Source organism: Pedobacter ginsengiterrae (genome assembly GCF_039537385.1).
Taxonomy (GTDB): Bacteria; Bacteroidota; Bacteroidia; order Sphingobacteriales; family Sphingobacteriaceae; genus Pedobacter; species Pedobacter ginsengiterrae.
On record NZ_BAABAK010000015.1, the window covers coordinates 491,206 to 510,308 of the forward strand.

At 34.4% G+C, this 19,103-nt stretch carries 13 protein-coding genes; 7 read left to right on the plus strand and 6 right to left on the minus strand.

Translation table 11 applies throughout. From position 1 onward, the window contains the following. Positions 1 to 3: 3 nt before the first annotated feature. Together ABD692_RS15230 and ABD692_RS15235 are read right to left on the minus strand one after the other, a co-directional pair. Positions 4 to 1,323, minus strand: coding sequence for a TolC family protein (locus ABD692_RS15230; RefSeq protein WP_316754839.1), 1,320 nt, complete (start codon positions 1,321 to 1,323; stop codon positions 4 to 6). After that, positions 1,320 to 1,946, minus strand: a complete 627-nt coding sequence (locus ABD692_RS15235) for a TetR/AcrR family transcriptional regulator (RefSeq protein WP_316754837.1) — start codon at positions 1,944 to 1,946, stop codon at positions 1,320 to 1,322. The genes ABD692_RS15230 and ABD692_RS15235 overlap by 4 nt, the downstream gene beginning before the upstream one ends. A gap of 115 nt (positions 1,947 to 2,061) precedes the next feature. Between ABD692_RS15235 and ABD692_RS15240 the strand changes: the two genes are divergently transcribed. The 4 genes from ABD692_RS15240 (at position 2,062) to ABD692_RS15255 (ending at position 5,474) form a co-directional block, all read left to right on the plus strand. Beyond that, on the plus strand, positions 2,062 to 3,867 hold the full coding sequence (locus tag ABD692_RS15240) for a glycoside hydrolase family 9 protein (RefSeq protein WP_344768317.1): 1,806 nt from the start codon (positions 2,062 to 2,064) through the stop codon (positions 3,865 to 3,867). A 71-nt stretch (positions 3,868 to 3,938) separates the two neighbouring features. After that, positions 3,939 to 4,592, plus strand: a complete 654-nt coding sequence (locus ABD692_RS15245; RefSeq protein WP_344768486.1) for a polysaccharide deacetylase family protein — start codon at positions 3,939 to 3,941, stop codon at positions 4,590 to 4,592. 60 nt (positions 4,593 to 4,652) lie between these two features. Then, positions 4,653 to 4,838: a hypothetical protein gene (locus tag ABD692_RS15250; protein WP_316754834.1), complete on the plus strand. Its 186-nt coding sequence runs from the start codon at positions 4,653 to 4,655 to the stop codon at positions 4,836 to 4,838. 66 nt (positions 4,839 to 4,904) lie between these two features. Continuing rightward, entirely contained in the window at positions 4,905 to 5,474 is a 570-nt protein-coding gene (locus tag ABD692_RS15255) for a DUF2911 domain-containing protein (protein ID WP_344768320.1), read from the plus strand. 403 nt (positions 5,475 to 5,877) lie between these two features. Here ABD692_RS15255 and ABD692_RS15260 read toward each other — a convergent pair whose 3' ends face one another. The 4 genes from ABD692_RS15260 to ABD692_RS15275 all read right to left on the minus strand — a co-directional run bounded on the left by ABD692_RS15260 (position 5,878) and on the right by ABD692_RS15275 (position 13,460). Then, positions 5,878 to 6,504, minus strand: a complete 627-nt coding sequence (locus ABD692_RS15260; RefSeq protein WP_344768322.1) for a response regulator — start codon at positions 6,502 to 6,504, stop codon at positions 5,878 to 5,880. A 37-nt stretch (positions 6,505 to 6,541) separates the two neighbouring features. Beyond that, a complete protein-coding gene (locus ABD692_RS15265) occupies positions 6,542 to 9,451 on the minus strand; it encodes a ligand-binding sensor domain-containing protein (RefSeq protein ID WP_344768324.1) in 2,910 nt (969 codons plus the stop codon). A gap of 58 nt (positions 9,452 to 9,509) precedes the next feature. Then, on the minus strand, positions 9,510 to 11,879 hold the full coding sequence (locus ABD692_RS15270; protein ID WP_344768326.1) for a phosphocholine-specific phospholipase C: 2,370 nt from the start codon (positions 11,877 to 11,879) through the stop codon (positions 9,510 to 9,512). Between the two features lie 72 nt (positions 11,880 to 11,951). After that, on the minus strand, positions 11,952 to 13,460 hold the full coding sequence (locus ABD692_RS15275) for a glycerophosphodiester phosphodiesterase family protein (RefSeq protein WP_344768328.1): 1,509 nt from the start codon (positions 13,458 to 13,460) through the stop codon (positions 11,952 to 11,954). Between the two features lie 460 nt (positions 13,461 to 13,920). Between ABD692_RS15275 and ABD692_RS15280 the strand changes: the two genes are divergently transcribed. The 3 genes from ABD692_RS15280 to ABD692_RS15290 all read left to right on the plus strand — a co-directional run bounded on the left by ABD692_RS15280 (position 13,921) and on the right by ABD692_RS15290 (position 18,936). Next, on the plus strand, positions 13,921 to 17,238 hold the full coding sequence (locus ABD692_RS15280) for a DUF4175 family protein (protein ID WP_344768330.1): 3,318 nt from the start codon (positions 13,921 to 13,923) through the stop codon (positions 17,236 to 17,238). A 199-nt stretch (positions 17,239 to 17,437) separates the two neighbouring features. Further along, entirely contained in the window at positions 17,438 to 17,875 is a 438-nt protein-coding gene (gene ybeY, locus ABD692_RS15285) for an rRNA maturation RNase YbeY (RefSeq protein ID WP_344768332.1), read from the plus strand. Positions 17,876 to 18,300: 425 nt separating this feature from the next. Further along, a complete protein-coding gene (locus tag ABD692_RS15290; RefSeq protein ID WP_344768334.1) occupies positions 18,301 to 18,936 on the plus strand; it encodes a GIN domain-containing protein in 636 nt (211 codons plus the stop codon). Positions 18,937 to 19,103: the final 167 nt, after the last annotated feature.

Below are 19,103 nucleotides of genomic sequence, written 5' to 3' on the forward strand. Positions count from 1 at the left end.
TATTTATTGCGTTATTTTTCCTGTTGATTTTAGTAATGTATAGTAAGCTAAGCCTGCATCAGCTTTAGCTATTTCTAAGTTTATTTTGGCTTGATATAATAGGGTTTCAGCATCAATTCGATCTGTAACTGAGGCTACATTGTTTTTGTATTTCGATGCCAATAATTTATCATTTTCAGTTGCCTGGTTGATTGAGGTTTCTAAAACCTGAATCTTGTTGACAGCAACCTGATAATTCTGAAAGTTTTTGTTGATATCTGTTTTTAAGTTATCTGATAGAATATCTTTCTGAATTGTAATTTCACTCTGTTGAATTTTAGCCTCGTTTACTTTATTTTTGTTAGACCAAAGACTTGCAATATTCCACGAAACTGTTGCGCCTAAAGTAACAGGCATTAAATATTGATTGGTTGGCGGAATAAAATTACCACTTGGGTTGATGTAGTACAAATTTGCACCCACACCTACGGTTGGTAAAGTATTCGCTCTAATACTTTTAACGTTAAAACCAGCAACTCTGTTTTGCACATCAAGTTGTTTTAATTCCTGGCGATTTGCCATTGCTAAACCAATGTATTCGTTTAACGAGCCCGCCGTTTTTAGGCCTGCATTTGGATCTGTAATTTTAACTTCGGTATCTTCAGGTAAACCTAAAAGGATATCTAGATTGTAGTTGATTACTTTACGGTTACTTTCTATGTCTAACTGCGTTAACGTAACATTTGCCTGTTGTAATTGAAAACGAAGTACATCATTTTTGGTTACTATGCCTTGTTCAAAGAAACGTTGCGCTTGTTTAATTTGAGCCGCAATTGATTCTAAATTCTGATCAACTACTTTTTTACTTTGCGATACTTTATACAAAGCATAATAAGTGTTAATTACCGCATAAGTAACTTCTTCCTTGCTTTTATCTGCGTCCAAACGAGCAACATCTGCAAGTAATTTAGTAGATTCTTTAGCGTATTTTAATTTACCTCCGCCATAAACTAATTCTTGTACTGCTGCAGTTCCTACAAAAGCATCTGCTCTTTTCGGTAACTGTAAAGAAGAACCTCCGCCAGGTAGTGTAAATGTACTTGTTGGAATTTCAGCATGATTGTACATAAAGCTTGCATTAGCTGTAGGCAGTGCATTGTCTTTTACAACCTCAAGCTGGGCCACAGCCTGATCTATTTTATTTTGAGATAATTTTAAATTTTTACTATTGGCTATGCCAAGTTCAATTGCCTGATTGATATTTAGCTCTTTGGTACTTTGTGCAAATAAAGCAGCTGGAACTAATGATGCCACAAGCATTAATCTAATCGATTTGGGTATCATTTTTTTGTTGTTAAATAAACGGTAATTAAATCCTGAAGATGAGCTACTGCCCTATCTTTAATTAATTTTTTGTCTTTCGGGTTGTTTAAATCCAAGTCGTAATCGGGCATTACTTTATGTGGTGAGATTATAATATTGGTAAGCGTACCCATAATTGTAGCAATTACCATTCTGTTATCCGCTTCTTTAAAACTTCCGTCTTCTTGTCCATCCGTTAAAATTTTCTCTAATAAATTCATGTTCTGCCCCATTGCATCTTTAATTTTATTATACATTTCTGGGCGTTGAGTTAGAGATAATTCGCGGTGCATCATTTTATGGAACGATGGATTAGCTAAAATACGCGTTGCGTAGCCCTCAATCACTCTATTCAATTTTTCAGTTGCCGAAATTTTATCTTCGTTGATGATTTTTAACTGAGAACCAAATCCTGCAATGCGGTTATTCATAATCTCAATAAAAACACCTTCCTTCGAACCGAAATAATAATTAATCATCGCCATGTTTGCGCCCGATTCTTTTGAAATCTGACGGGTTGAAGTGCCTTCGTAGCCTGTTTCGCAAAACAGCTTCTCAGCGGCTTCAATTATAGCTTGTCTCTTGTCTATCTTTTCTACTTTCATTTCTTTTTGATGAGACAAAATTAATCAATCGTTTGATTAATTTCCAAATGCTTTTAGTCATCTTTTACATTATCTTGATAAAAGCTTATTTTTATTTCACTTATCCTATCCAGTTATGAAAATAAAATATCTTTTGTGCTTCATATTTCTGATTGCACTTTTTTCTTTTAAAATCAATCGAAAAGAAAATCAGCAAAGCTGGATAAGAATAAACTTGCTAGGCTACCCTACTTCGGGTACAAAAGTTGCAGTTTGGGCGAGCAAAGAAAATATATTGCCATCTTCATTCGAGCTTGTCGAAAAGTTATCCGGTAAAACGGTATATACTTCAACCGACATTAAATTTTTTGGTGCTTATGGCCCATTTACTAAAACAGCTCGTCTAAATTTTTCTGGCTTTAAAGAAACTGGCGAATTCTTTATTCGTGCAAATGGCATCTTATCTCCATTAATTATTATTGGAAATGATGTTTACAAAGGTGCTGCAGATTTCTGCCTCCGATATATGCGTCAGCAAAGAAGCGGTTTTAATCCATATCTGAAAGATAGTTGCCATACGCATGATGGCTATGTTTTATATGGCGAAAAAGCTGGAATAAAAGATAGTACCCATTTCAACACTTCAGGTGGCTGGCATGATGCAAGTGATTATTTACAGTATTCAACAACTTCTGCAAACGCAACATACCACCTTTTAATGGCCTACCGAGATTTTCCGCAGGTTTTTGGTGATGAAAAACAAGCAAATGGATTAGACGGGAAAAATGGCAATGCCGATGTTTTGGATGAAGCAAAATGGGGCTTAGACTGGTTAATTAAAATGCATCCGAAGAAAAATATCATGTTTAATCAGCTGGCTGATGATAGGGATCATATAGCCATGCGCATTCCGAAAGAAGATAACCAGTACGGCAAAGGTTTCGAACGACCGCTTTATTTTATAACTGGTGAGCCGCAACAAAGAGGAAAGTTTTTAAATGCAACCAATGGAACAAGCTCAACCGCAGCCAAATTTAGCAGTGCTTTTAATTTAGGCGCAGTTTTATTTAATAATGTGGATCGGGCATATGCAAAACAGTTAGCACAGAAAGCAAAAACTGCTTATCACTTCGCCTTAATTAAACCAGGCGTAACGCAAACTGCATCTGTTAAATCTCCTTACATATATGCCGAAGATAATTGGGTTGATGATATGGAACTTGCTTCGGTTGCTCAAAATTTCGGAAAAAATAAATTAAACCAAAAGGCAATTGTAAATGCTTTTAAGTATGCCGAAATGGAGAAAATTACACCTTGGATGCAAAAAGACACCGCTGCCCATTATCAATATTATCCTTTTATAAATCTGGGCCATTATGAGTTGGCTAAACAATCAACGAAAATTGATAAGCAGAAAATAGAAAGTTACTATAAGCAAGGAATTGAGCAGGTTTGGAGCCGAGCTAAAGATAATGCCTTTTATCGCGGCGTTCCTTTTATATGGTGCAGTAATAATTTAACAGTTTCCTTTGCCATTCAATGCGCCTGGTATAGAGATTTAACTGGCGATGAAAGTTTTTCGGAACTAGAGCAAGCTAATTTTGATTGGCTTTTCGGTTGTAATCCATGGGGAACAAGTATGGTCTACGGCTTACCAGATTGGGGCGATACACCTAAAGATCCACATTCTGCTTTTACCCATTTAAAAAATTATCCGATAGATGGCGGGCTGGTTGATGGCCCAGTTTATACCAATATTTATAAAGGTTTGATTGGAATTACGTTAGCAAACCCTGATGAATATGCGCTTTTTCAAAGCGATTTAGCCGTTTACCACGATGATTATGGAGATTACAGCACAAATGAGCCGACGATGGATGGCACGGCATCTCTAATTTATTTACTTGCGGCAAAGGAGGCCGCCGCTCAGCCAAAAAAGTAGATGCCTCTAATTTTAGAGGCGAAACTAAAATTTTAGGGGCAATTGTTCGGGCAGACTCAACCAAAAAGAAAATTGCCTTAGTATTTACGGGTGATGAATTTGCAGACGGTGGGGAAGAAATCAGCAAAACATTAAATGATAATAACATCAAAGCTTCATTCTTTTTAACTGGAAACTTTTATCGTAATCGGGGTTTTAAACCTTTAATCACTAATCTAAAAAAAGAAGGTCATTATTTAGGGTCGCATTCAGATAAACATCTTTTGTACTGCGACTGGAATAAAAGAGATAGCTTACTTGTTACAAAAATGCATTTTGATACCGATTTAAAATCGAGCTATCAAGAAATGGCGAACTTTGGAATAAACAAAAAAAACGCTCCATACTTTCTTCCACCTTACGAATGGTACAATGAAACCATATCAAGCTGGACGGAAGAACAGAATTTAAAATTGATAAATTTTACTTCGGGAACACGTTCAAATGCCGACTATACCTATCCTCAGTTGGGTAAAAGCTATAAAAGCAGCGATGAAATTTACCAATCCATCATCAATTATAATGAGTCGAAAAAGAACGGGCTAAATGGTTTTATTTTGTTGTTGCACATCGGCACCGATCCTCGTCGAACCGATAAGTTTTATCACTTGCTACCGAAATTGCTAACTTACTTAAAGGAAAACGGGTATGAAATGGTTAAAATTGATAATTTATTAAGTCATTAAGCATTTATCACAAATTAAAATTTAAAATAAATATTAACTTTGCCTCAAATATTTAAAAAAATGAGTGTACAAGAAAACAGCAGCAATAACTTTAACTGGCTTTATTATGCTTTAGGTTTATTTTTTGGTCTATTTACTGGGGCAATTATTACACATAGCTACATTTACGCACTATTAGGTGGCGTTCTTGGTTTATTAAGTGCAGGTTTATTTTTAAACGCTATCGTTAAAGGCAGAAAATACTAAGCATTTCGCTAGTTATACTTTTCTCGTTAACAACCTTTTTAAATTCTACTTATAACTTTACAGCAAATGAGGAATGTATTGATTCTTGTTTTCGCTTTTTTGTGTTTCGGAGTTAAGGCTCAAGAAGTAACCAATAATGAAGTGAAATTTGCAATTGCAGATCCAAGCCCTGCCGATGTTGTTTACTTTCCCTTAAATGCGGCGAAAGTAAAAGTTGGCGATGCCACTAAACCAATTATAAAAGTTGTTTATTCTCGTCCACAAAAAAAAGGACGTGATATTTTTGGCGTTTTAGAACAGTATGGTAAAGTTTGGCGCTTTGGTGCTAATGAATCTACTGAAATACACTTCTTTGAAAAAGTAACAATTGGTGGCAAAAAAATTAAGGCTGGCGTTTATAGCCTGTTTGCAATACCAAATAAAGATACCTGGACGATTATCGTAAATAAACAAACCGATAGATGGGGTGCTTTTACTTATGATGAATCGAAGGATGTTATTCGCTTAAATGTTCCTGTTAAACCTTTAACAAAATCAGTTGAGTATTTTTCGATAACATTTACCCCGCTTGATAAAGGAGCAACTTTAATTGCCGCATGGGATAAAATACAAGTTGAACTTCCTATTACTTTTTAAAGTAAATAGATATTTAAAAACAAAAGGCTTCAGAAATTCTGAAGCCTTTTGTTTTATACGCCAATCGTTTAAAAGCAAAAAGCAAACTCCAATCCTGGAAGTTTGCTTTTTAATCATTATTAACCTATAAGGTAAAACTTCTACAATGTTTGTCCCTTTAAGTACGGTGAAAAATCAGGTTTTAACACAATTCTAGAAGATGTGAAAACCATCGTTTTTATAGTTCGTATATTATATTTTGTTTTATTGAACTTATGTGGAAATGTAAAAAAGCTATGTAATTAACTAGAAACACGATAGCCAACAAAACAACTAGTTCGCTGTAAAATTAGATGTAAATAGCTGAAGTATTACCACCCAAAAAGGGGGATTTTTACGAAAAAGTGGCTCCTTTTATATGAAATCAAATAAATCGTCGCTCTTTAGCTCTTTTTATAGCTTCATACTTTGAATTCACATTAAGCTTGGTATAAATATTCTTAACGTGGCTTCGTACTGTTTCCTGATCGATAAATAATTCGTTTGCTATTTGAGGTTTAGTTTGCCCATTTGCTATACGATCAAGAATTTCGGTTTCGCGTTTTGTAAGGGGCGAATTTAAATTTTTCTGAAATGAATGCATCACAATTCTAGCTACATTGGTGCTCATCGCTCCTCCACCAGAATTAACTTCTTTTATGGCATCAATAATTTTAGATGAGCTAGAATCTTTTGTGAGATATCCACTGGCTCCTACGGTAAGTGCTTCAAATACTAATTCTGAAGAATCGAAAACGGTTAAAATAATTACACTTGTGTTGGGCAAGGCTTTTTTTATGTGGGGCAAAGCTTGCAAGCCAGATGTGCCTGGCATTTGTATATCAAGAAGGATAACATCGGGATTATCTATCTCTAAAAACTTCTTTGCTAAATCATAAGAAGCATACGCATTTACAAAAATAAAATTTTCAACTCCGCTTAGTATCGATTCATAGCCCATCCTAAGAATATCGTCATCTTCAATACATACAATTCGTAAATTTTTATCCATAGCTATAACCACTTAAAATTGTAAGACGCAAATTTCATCAATTTGTGACATAAATTCTTGTAGATATTCTTGTTGTTGTTCCTTTACCTAAGATAGAATTAATTTTAAAAGTAGAATTTATTCTGCTGCACCTTGTTTTAATGTTCTTTAACCCCCTACCCATCGGAGCAGATTTTAAATCAAATCCTTTACCATTGTCGGTTGTTAATATATTAATAAGTTTATCATCAGCAGCAATTATGATTATTAAAACCTGACTAGCATGAGCGTGCTTAAGGATATTATTTAACATTTCTTTAAATACCAACGATAGATTTCGATTAAATTCCATCGTCAATTTTAGTTTTTGATATGCTGGTAAAATCCCTTCCATTTTAAATTCAATCCCAGTATTTTGAAATAAATCGATCCCAAAATTTCTAATATGGACCAATATTTCAAATAAATTATCACTCTTTGGATCCAAAGCCCACAAAATATCCTTTGTTCCAGTATAGAGTAAATCTGCGTTTTCTTTTATTAGCCTTATTATCTCTTTTTGCTCAATCTGAGTATCATCAACTTTTTTGTCTAAAATTTCTGATAAGACATTAATTCGGGTGAGTTTATTCCCTATATCATCGTGGAAATCTTCAGCTGTTTGTTTACGGATTTTTGCCTGTTCATTCAGCTTTATTTCTTCAAGGCTTTGTTTTTTCTTCTCTCTTGTTTTAAAAAACAAATAGAAAACCAACCAGATCGATAATATGATAAAAAGAACGGCAAATGATTTAAAAGTAACCGTGTCGTAGAATGGGGGAATAATTGTAAAGTTAAATTCAGCTACATTCGATTTTTGTCCGTTTGCCTGCGCCATTACTTGAAAAGTATAATTACCTGGTCTTAATGCCGAGTATTCTACCTCTGTATTTTCATCCACAGTTCTATAATCAGCATCTAAGCCTTGCAATTTATACCTATAAGTGACTGCATTGGGGTTAGTTAGAAATATAGCGTTAAAATGAATGGTTAAGTGGTTTTGGTTGTAACCCAATTCATAATGTAAATCTTTATTAACCGAAGAGATTAAAACGTCTTTAGACTGATCATTTTTTCTAAAGATGTTAACTCTGCTAATTTTTACGAAGGGCACTTGTTTTAATTCGGCTGAGGCCTCAGTTTTACACCTCACCAACCCGTTAATTGTACCAACAATAATGTTACCGTTGTATTTTAGAATAGCATTCTGATTACATTCTACAATTAGCGGATTATTTCGAGAAACATTATATCGCTTTGTTGCAGAATTAAATTTAAGTTTATTGATTCCCCTGCCAGTTCCCATCCATAAATGGCCCCTATCGTCTAAAGCAAGACTATATATATCATTCGAGTTTAAACCATCTTCTGTAGCATAACGTCTTATTTCTTTCGTTTTTATATCCCAGCTTATCATTCCATCGCCCAATGTTGCGAAAAGAAATTTATCTCCATCCCTTATTATACTCAAAACGTAAGCATTATTTAAAGCGCTAATTTTAAAGCTTTTATCAATTACTTTATCTTTTATCAGGTAAATACCTGATGAAGTTCCAAGTAAAACGCTGTCTTTATTAATCGGAAAAACACTTGAAGTATAACCTTTAAAACCTGTTATTTTTAGTGTTTTTTGGTTTTTAACGTACAAACAAAATGCTGGGCTATTTAACCATAATCCGCCTTCTTCATCCTCTGCCATTGAATTAAAATCAGCTTTAGGAAGGTTAATTGCTTGATCGAATTTTTCTCCATTGTATTTCCAAATACCTGTTCCTACTACTGAAAACCAAATGTTTTTTCCCTTATCAGAAAAAACAAAAAAGACATTCTTATTTATAAATTGGGTTTCTTTTACTGGTTCAATCGTCTTCCCGTCATATTGTAAAAGTCCTTTGTTAAAAGTCCCAATCCATATATTGTTTCTCTTATCTGCTGCAATTCCACTAATTGGATAGGTTAAATTTTTACCGCGAAATGTATTATATCTGATAAAAGCATCGCCCTCATATTTGAAAATGCCATCACTAGAACTCGAAATCCAAATGTTATTTTCAGCATCTTTAAATATTTCATCGATACGATTATCGGTTAACCCATTATTTGAATTAAATTGAACTATTGATGTTTTTTTAACCAAATAAGCTCCGCTTTCTGTTCCGATCCAAATATCGCCCTTACTATCTTGTTCAATAGAATAATATGTCGAAACTTTTTTATCACTAAAAAAGGGTTTAATTTCTCCTTTATCTGAAACAAATACGCCTTTCCTAAGTGTCAGTAAATAAATTCTTGCTGTATTTCTCTTATCAAACAATATTTTTTTAGCACCTATATCAACCAAATCTGCCGAAAATTTCAGATATAAAACCCAACTGTTATTTACTAACTTAAAAATGCCTTTGCCCCTAACAGAAACATATAAATCGCCATTATGATCGCTATCTAAACTGGTTATACTCAAACCTTCTATGGAATAGAAAATCTGTTTACCATTTTTTAATGAAAAAAGTTTGTAATCGCTAAGGCCCCAAATTGCTCCGCTTTTATCTTTGCTTAACGCGTAAACTTCAGAGCTTTTTAAAATTGTAGAAACTTTCCCTTCCTTGAGTATATTTATTCCTGCTTCGGTTCCTAAATAGATTTGATTTTGATTATCTTCTACAATACTTCTGATCGAGTTCGAGATTAATCCATTTGCCTTACTGTACGAGGTAAATTCTTTGCCATCAAAATTGCTTACCCCACCAAAAGTACCTAACCAAAGTGTTCTGTTTTTTGCCTGATAAATAACTTTAACTTGTGACTGAGGAAGGCCTTCTTTTAGGCTGTAATTTGAGAAATTGTAATTTTGGGCAGATAGCTTGAGGCTAAAGATTAATACGAAAGGAATTATGAATTTTAATTTGATAATAAACTGTTTGTGACACATCTTACTACAAAATAAGCATAATTCCTTTCAAATACCATAACCCTTTTAGGGGGATAATCTATTCATTTCCCATAAACGGGTCTGTTTTGGTAATTTCTCCTGTTTCTATTTTACCCGCATAACGATGATTGAATATTATATTTCCCGTTTGCTTGATTGTAAAATCGTACCAATTTGAGTTTTTAGATAAGTTTAAAAGCACATTTGTTGATGATTTTGCCTTCAAAGTAATGATTTGTGTTGCAGCTTTATACTTATTATCAATTACCTGAATGTTAATGGCACCATTCGCTTTATTTTCTATTGCAAAAAGAAGGTTTCCAGTTAGTTTTTTACTAATTAAACCACCTTGTTCGGGAAATGCTTTAATAAGAATTTGAGGGTTCTTCTTATTTCCTACAAAATGTCTGTAAAAACCATTTGGGCCTGTAACAGCTAAATCATAAACCTCATTATCAAAGTCTTCAATATTTATTTTGTCTTTTACCTTATCGCCAGCTTTAACGGCATAAGCCCAAATTTTACCTGATACACCTTTAAATTTAGCATTGCTACTCATATTGAAAGGTGCGCCAACGGTTTCTGTTTCGTTTCCAAAAAGGGTTTTTGCCGATTGAAAAGTTAACTCTATTTCGCTGTTAATCAAATTTGCATCAACCATTAGATGATATGGGAGTGCGCACGCAGATTTTGTTCCGTTTTCTTGTTTTGGGGCATGAATAGAAGTTTGAGCAGAAAAGGCCTCATATTTATTAATTTTTGCCACTTCAGTTTTATTCAAGGCCGTTGGACCAACCTGTGCTGGTTTATTTTTTGCATTGCCAATATTTGTAACAACAACATCCCTTTTCAAAGCCTCGGGCGATTGTATTTCATCGCCATGATAAGGTCGAAATACTGATGTTAAATCTCCACAAATATTTCTTCTCCAATCGCTTATATTATTGCTTTTAATATTTTTGCCAGTTTTTTTACTTAACCATTTCTCCATAAACATTAATGATGAAGTATGGTCGCAAATCTGAGAGTTTACAAAACCGCCTTTACTCCAAGGAGATGCAACAATAAAAGGAACACGATAACCCAGACCAATGGGACTACCTTTTCTATTTTCGAAATCGGTAGCATAATTTATGCCTTCTGAAACTTTTCCACTAGAAGCATCGTCGGGGTTTGGAACAACAAAAGGTGGTTGATGGTCGAAATAACCATCATTTTCATCATAAGTTAAAATGAATATGGTCTTTTTCCAAACTTCAGGGTTTTTAGTTAAAATATCCAGGGCTTCGCTTACATACCAGGTTCCATAAAGTGGCGAGCTGGTATGGTCTGAGAATCTTTGTGGTGCAACCAACCAGGAAACCGTTGGTAATTTTCCGCTGTCTACATCTTTTCTAAATTGATGAAAAATATCTCCTTTTGGAACATTTATCGTTTCTGATTTGCCTTGATCATTAGTAAAAGTAAATGGTGTCAAATCCAGGTAATCTTTTTCGCTGATGTTAGTTTGAAAAGCTTTATCAATTAGATTTTTTTCTCTTTGAGATAACTTATTGTATTTGGCTTGAACCTCAGCAGCACTTAGCGCTGGTTTAACGGTATTATCGCCATTTTTCCTAAAGTAGGCCGAAAGCTTAACGTTGTGCCTGCTAACATACTCTACAGGATTATCACCATAATTGCCCAGCCAATCGTCCACCTCTCCTTCGGGTAGTTTTGAGGTCCAAAGTTCGTTTTGATAAATTCTCCAGTCTATTCCATTATCTTCTAAAGTTTCTTGAAAAGTTGGCCAATCTACAAATACATTGTTCTGCGATTCGGCCTGATCATTATTTACAACGGCAACTTTATTCTCGCTTTTCTTTCCACGAACTGTTCCAGTAAAAAAGAATAGCCTGTTTGGTGTAGTTCCAGTTAATGATGAACAAAAATGTTGATCACAAATCGTAAAAGCATCAGCCATAGCATAATAGAAAGGAATATCATTTCTATCATAATAAGCCATTGTCATTGGTGTTTTAACAGGAATCCATTTATCATACTTCCCCCCGTTTCTGGCTGCAACCTGATCATTCCAGGAATGGGGCAAACCGCCTTGCCAGGTAATTTTGGTTTTATTTATGTCTACATGAAATGGCGCATAAGTATAACCCTGACCATCTTTTTGCAACCAAACCTTATTTCCATCTGGCTGAATGTGTGGATGCGGATCGTTAAAACCACGAACACCTTTCATTTTACCAAACATGTGGTCGAAAGAACGGTTTTCCTGCATTAAAAATACGATGTGTTCCGCATCATTAAAAGTGCTCCCTAATTCGGGATTTATAGACATAGCCCTAAGTACTGAGCTAGGCAAGGTATTAGCCATGCCAGTTGCTCCAGCAAATAAAGCTGCTTTTTTTAAAAATTCTCTACGCGAATCCATAGATAATATTTGGTTATTTCAATAAGTAGTTTACAATTTTATATACTCGAAAAGGTTGAGTAATGATCTCTTTTACTTTCCCTTCTGGTAAACTCTAACATAATCTACTTTCATTATTGCAGGGAAAATGGTATCATCAACACCTTTTTTACCACCCCAACCACCACCAACGGCAATGTTTAAAATTATATGGAAATTTTGATCGAATGGCCAATCTCCAGCACCTTTTCCTGTATTCTTAAAACTTAAGTATTTCTGTTCATCAACAAAGAATTCAATTCTATCTTCAAACCATTCTATTGCGTAAACGTGATATGCATTGTATGGATTTATTTTAACGCCCTTACCAACTTGTGTATGAATAACATGATTAAATTTTTCGGTATGAACGGTTCCGTAAACGCTATCGGGCTCGTAACCTACATGCTCCATAATATCTATTTCGCCACTTTTTGGCCAGCCGCCATATTTCCAATCGGTTGGCAATGCCCAAATTGCTGGCCATAAACCTCGTCCTTTAGGCAACATTGCTCTTACTTCAACCCTGCCATATTTAAAATCGAATTTGTTTTTACTAACCAACCTTGCCGAAGTGTAATGGTTGTTTTCTTTATCCGCTTTTACAGCTGTAATATTTAAATTCCCCTTTTTTACAAGTGCATTTGTAGAATCTGCATCAGTATAATATTGTAATTCGTTATTTCCCCAGCCTTTGCCACCAACATCGTAGCTCCAGTTTTTCGTTAAAGGCAATCCATTATCGTCAAATTCATCACTCCATTTTAAATTCCAACCTAAAGCAGCTGGAGTTTTCTTTAGCTCTTCAAAAGTTAATTCTGGTTCGTTGGTGGTTATATAGTCTACTTTATGTGCCAATAACCATTGAATTTCTGGAACTGTATTTACAGTCCATGCGTTAACTGATAAACCTAATTTATGTGCATTTTCTATCCATCCATCTTTTTGATAAACGCTGTAGTGATAATCTACGCCTGTTAATTTATCGGCTTTTAATTGTTCAGCGCTAATCTCGCCGCGTAAGTAAGCAACTTTAGCTTTTGGTAGTACTTCTAAAATGCGTTTGCAGTAATCATAATCAAAACTAATGTACTCTGTCCAATCTAAAACTTTAAGCTTTTTAACCATATCGATGCAAGCGTTGGTAACAAGGATTCCTCGTTCTTTGCTAATTAATGATGGTTTGATCTCTAAAATTAGCTTGGTTGTTTTTTGTTTTTTTCCTTCTTTTAAATAAGCCTCAAGCGTAGGGATTTTTTCTCCATTGCTCATTGTTTTGGTTAAAAGCTCTTCATATTTTACTTTTTCGATGGTTAAGCCTTGAAATTCTGGATCATGATTTACAACCAAAACATTATCGGCGGTCATCCAAACATCGAATTCGGAGCCATAACAACCCAATTTTACGGCTTCGTTTAACGAAGCAATCGAGTTTTGGGGGAAATTTTGCTTCTTCCATGCACCACGATGTGCAATTACCTGGTTTTTGTTCCAGTTAAATTTTTGAGCAAAAGAAGCTGTGAAAATGAAAACCATAAAGGTTGATATAAGTACTCGTTTCATATTGGGGTTTTTTACGAAAAGTCAAAAGTAGATTTTTATAAACTGACTAATTTAAAATCTATGTAACCTTTGTATTAACTATAAACCAAGATATATATTTTAAATTATTTTTCCTTTGATTGAAACCAACTGTGGCTTTACTCGACTGCGTTTTCTTAGAGCATTTTGGGTTTTAACCGAAAAGCGTTATTTATAAACCCGATTGAAGTGAAAATACTTTTTTCTATACGGACGAAAAAAATTGCGATGTCTTTGATCTTCGAAATAACGATTATGGACCGAACGACAGAAGTTGAAAAAAGATTGGAACAAAAAGCGGGACTGAAATTGCTATGAAACACGGTACATTGTTTTTCTAAATTATATTTAACCACCAAGAAATAAACTATTTGAAATAAACGCGTTACCTTAATGCAGGATTCTTTCAATTGATTGGAACAATTTTTACATTTACGGTGATATGGTGAGTAGTAACTACAGCGATTTACTTAAAAAAATAGATGAATTTATCCGAAAATTTTATTTGAATAAGATTTTGCGGGGTAGCATTTATGCCGCCGCAATTCTGCTTGCGTTGTATCTGCTGGTTTTTTTAAGCCTATATTACCTTAATCCTTCTACTGGTTTTAAAACCTTTATTTTTTTTACATATTTATTGCTCGGTATTTTTTTAGTTGGTTTTTTAATTATAAAACCATTGCTTGCGATGCTCAAATTGGGTAAACACTTATCTTTCGATGAGGCATCGGTAATTATTGGAAATCATTTTTCTGATATTAAGGATAAGCTTTTAAATACCTTGCAGTTGCACCAGTTATCTGAAAATCGACCAGAAAATAATCAGCTGATTTTAGCCAGTATCGACCAAAAAATTCTGGAATTAAAGCCTGTTCCATTTTATAGTGCTGTTCGGATAAATGACAATAAAAAATACCTGAAATATCTTTTCATCCCGCTCTCGGTTATTTTACTGATTGCCATTATAGCGCCCGCAATTTTACGCGAAGGCACGAATAGCTTTCTTAAATATGATGAATATATTGCACCCAAAGCGCCTTTTAGTTTTTCTGTTTTGAATAAAAACTTAACGGTTACACAGGGTGATGATTTTACTTTAAACTTGAAATTGGTTGGCAATGAATTACCTGCCGAAGTGTACGTGGAAGACGCAAAAAACACGTATAAGCTTGATAAAGAGAATATAAGCAAGTTTAATTACAATGTTAAAAATATACAAAGTGATAAAAAACTGATTTTCAAAGGTGGCGGTTTTAGCTCTTCCGTTTTTACGGTAAGCGTTAAACCTAGGCCTGAATTGCTAAATGCAACAGCAACTTTAAGTTATCCACCTTACCTGGGTAAGAAAGCTGAAGTAATTGCCAATGTAGGCGATTTGCTTTTACCCGAAGGAACGCAGGTAACATGGAGCTTTAAAACAGGTAAAAGCAATGCGCTTTTATTTGTGTTAAATAGTTCGGAGCATGTTTTGAAAATCGAAAACAACCTTTCGGCCTTTAAGGCGACAATTAAAAATAATTCTAAATATAGTATTACTCCAAAAAATGATTTTGTAATGCTGAGAGATTCCTTATCTCACCAAATTACCGTAATTAAAGATCAATCGCCTGGTATTTCTGTTGAAGAAAAAACTGATTCGATAAGTAATAAAGCGTTGTATTTTAATGGTCAGGTAACGGATGATTATGGTTTTAGTAGATTAAGCTTTAAGTATAATATTAAAGAGAATAACAAAATTATTAACTCGTTTACTAAAAACATAGCCATTAAGGAAAAGGTTACGGAAAGTATTTTTTTCTATTTCTGGGACTTGAAAGCCGTTACTGCGAAACCAGGACAAGAAATTGAGTATTATTTCGAAATAGCTGATAATGACGGCGTTAATGGCTCTAAAATCGCTCGTTCGGAAATTAAAACATTTAAGCAACCCACCAAAAAGGAATCGGCAGAGCAAGTGAGTGCTAATAATCAGGCGCTTAAACAGAAAATGCAATCGGCCATTCGATTAGCAAATACCATTGAAAAGGAAAGTAAAAAGGTTGCTGAAAGTTTAATTGACAAGAAACAGATTTCGTTTGAAGATAAAAAACAAATAGAAGCCTTACTTGATAAACAAAAGCAGCTGGACGATGCTGTGAAAGAAATTAAGGCTCAGAATGATAAAAACATTCAGCAAAATGAAGACCAGAAGCAAAATGAAGCGTTATTAGAAAAACAAAAGCAGATTAAAGATTTATTTGATAATGTGCTGGATGAAAAAACGAAAGAGCTTTTGCAAAAACTTCAAAATTTGATGAATGAGAAGAATAAAGACCAAACGCAAAACGAGCTTTCGAAAATGCAATTGGATAATAAAACGCTAAAAAACGAGCTTGATAGGATTTTAGAGCTTTACAAGCAATTAGAATTTGAGCAAAATCTTCAAAACGATATAGACCGTTTAAATGAACTGGCTAAAGACCAAAAAGAACTTTCAGCACAAACCGCTGGTAAAAAGCAGGATAACGAGGCACTAAAGCAAAAGCAGGATGCGCTAAACAAAGAGATGAAAGATTTGAAAGAGGATTTAAAGAAGCTGGAAGAAAAAAATCAATCTCTGGAAAGACCTAATCCATTCGAAAGCCCAGAAAAAGATATTCAGGATATAGAAAAAGAACAACAAGAAAGTAAAGAGGCGTTAGATAAAAAAGACTCGAAAGGTGCTAGTCAGAAACAGCAAAAAGCTGGCGAACAAATGGAAAAGTTATCTAAAAAGATGAGTGAAATGCAGCAAGAAGGAGAGGAAATGGAGAATAACCTAAATGCTAAAGAGTTACGGCGTTTACTGGAAAACCTTTTGAATACCTCTTTTGAGCAGGAAAAAGTAATGTTAGCCTTAAAAAGAATGAATCAGGCTGATCCTTCTTATACGACAAATGTGCAAAAGCAACGAGGCATTAAAGATAACCTTAAAACTATTGCCGATAGTTTGTATAGCTTAAGCAAACGTGTTCCTCAAATCGAATCGACAGTGAATGAGGAGATGAATAAAATTAATTTTAATCTTAATAAGAGTTTAGAAAGTTTAGGCGAAAGAAGAACGCCTGAAGCAAATCGTTACCAGCAATTTACCATGACCTCGATTAACAATTTAAATTTGATGTTGAGTGAAGCTTTAAACCAATTACAGAATATGCAAAAGAATTCTAAATCTGGCAGCGGTAAAAAGCAAAAACAGGGTATGAAACAGCTTTCGCAAATGCAGGAACAACTGAATAAGAGTATGCAGAAAGCCCGCGAGCAGATGCAGAAGTCGGGCGGTAATCAAGGTACTGTAGGTAAAGGCCAAATGAGCCAGGAATTTGGTAAAATGGCGCAACAACAGCAAATGATTCGACAGGCGCTGGAAAAAATTAATCGTGAAGAAAATAAAGATGGATCTGGCAAAATGGGCAATCTTAACGAGGCCATTAAGGAAATGAAAGAGACGGAAAGCGATTTGGTTAATAAACGTTTACAGCAAGAAACTTTAAACAGACAGAAAGAACTGTTAACCAAACTGTTAGATGCCGAAAAAGCAGAACGCGACCAGGAAGAGGATTCTAAACGCGAAAGTAAAGCAGCAAAGGAGTTTCCGCCATCATACCAAAAAATGTTGCAACAGTATAATCAGCAGCAGAAAAACGGAAGTGATATGTTGCAAAAATTACCACCATCGTTAAACTATTATTACAAAAATAAGATTGCCGAATATTTGAAATCGTTAAATATGGTAAGGTAGGTTGGCCAGAGATTTGTTTTACTGAATGTCCTTCTGAAGTACGAAGAATCCTAAACACATTAGCACTTCAAATTCATCGACTAGTTCTATTTTTGAGTTGTTCGAAATTAATTTCCATTGCTGGGAGATTCTTCTCTGCGTTCAGATTGACAAAGACGACTAATATTTTCTTAAATTTGCCGCCTTAAACTTTTCTATTATGCCTGCAATTTCCTTTTTTACAGAATCCATTAATTACAATCTTCCTCAGAAATTAAAGGTTAAAAAGTGGATTAAAGCTACTATTGAAAAAGAAGGATTCAAATTAAAGGAGCTTAATTTCATTTTTTGCAGCGATGAATACCTTTTGGGTATTAATCAACAGTACTTAAACCATGATACCTACACAGATATTATCACTTTTGATAATTCTGAAGTGGAAAAACAAATTGTGAGCGATATTTTCATCAGTATTGAACGTGTTAAAGAGAATGCAAAAATTTTTAAAACAAACGATTTTGATGAGGTTTGCCGCATAATGATTCATGGAACCCTACATTTACTTGGCTATAAGGATAAAGGTAAAACAGCCAAAGCCTTAATGACTCAGAAAGAAGATGAATATTTAGGTTATAGAAGTGTTGTTGGCTTAGTTTAAATTTCTCCTCCGTTCTCGTCGATATTGAAGTGGATTGCTTCTTTTCTCGCAATAGAACCTCCTCCCATTCCCATTGATTTTATAATGAATTATACATCCAAAAAAACGATGTTATTTTTCGTTTGAGTGGAAACTGTTCATATAAGTTACTATACCACAACGATATAAACCCGATTGTAACGAAAACCAAAAGCTTTTTCTGCTTTTGTTGAAGTAAAAAGCGGGGCTGCTCTTCCCTATTATCTCCGAAAATTGCTTTTCAAATAAAAATTTTTCTTCCTGTTCGTCTAATAGTTACAGGCGTTCGTCGATAATTAGTCTACGCTGGTATATTACCGCAAATCTGCGTGCAACCTTTTCTTCTTGTTGCAGTCTTATATTCAAAACAACAACAAAAAGATTTAAAAAATTAAAAATATACGGTTATGAAAACTTCTATTAAAACATTATTCGCAGCAGCTTTAACAACAATTATTTTAGGTACTGCAAGTGTAGCCGCAAACGCTACAGAAAACAATACTAATTACACCAATTTAACTTCGGTTAAAAATATCAGCAAAATTAAAATCAGCGGTAATGTTAAATTGATTTTGATTCAGGACGCTAAGGAAAGTGTTGAAGTTTACGATAACTACTTTGCTAAAAACGCTTTAGTGCAGCAGCAAAATGGTGAGTTAAGAATAAGCTCATTTACTAAAGAAGCACTTACGGTTATTGCACATGTGAACAATGTTTCATCTATTGAAGCCTCTAACACTTCTACTATTCAAACTGCAGGAAACTTTAATTTATTAGACTTAAATGTGGTTTTAAATGATGCGGCAACTGCAGATATTAAAGCGAATACGGTAAACTTAAGCACATGTATTAATGGCACTTCTAACCTAGTGTTAAGTGGTTCTACCGAAAGTTATAGTGCTGTTTTGGGCACATTTGCTAAGGTGGGCATGAATGATTTTACCGCTAGTAATAGCAATGTTAGCACTGCGCCAGTTATTGCAACTTATAGTGCAAACAGATATGAAGGTATTAAAGTTGATTTCTTAGAAACTCTTTTCTAGGCAACAAAATAAAGATAAAGTTTAGTTTTAGTTAATGATTGAAGCAGCGGCGGAGCGATTCCAGCCGCTGTTTTCGTTTATAAAACAAGTGTTTAATATGCTAAATAAATAAATTATCCATGCAGATCCTTTTCATTTGTGGTTAAGTATTCATGGGAAACAATCAA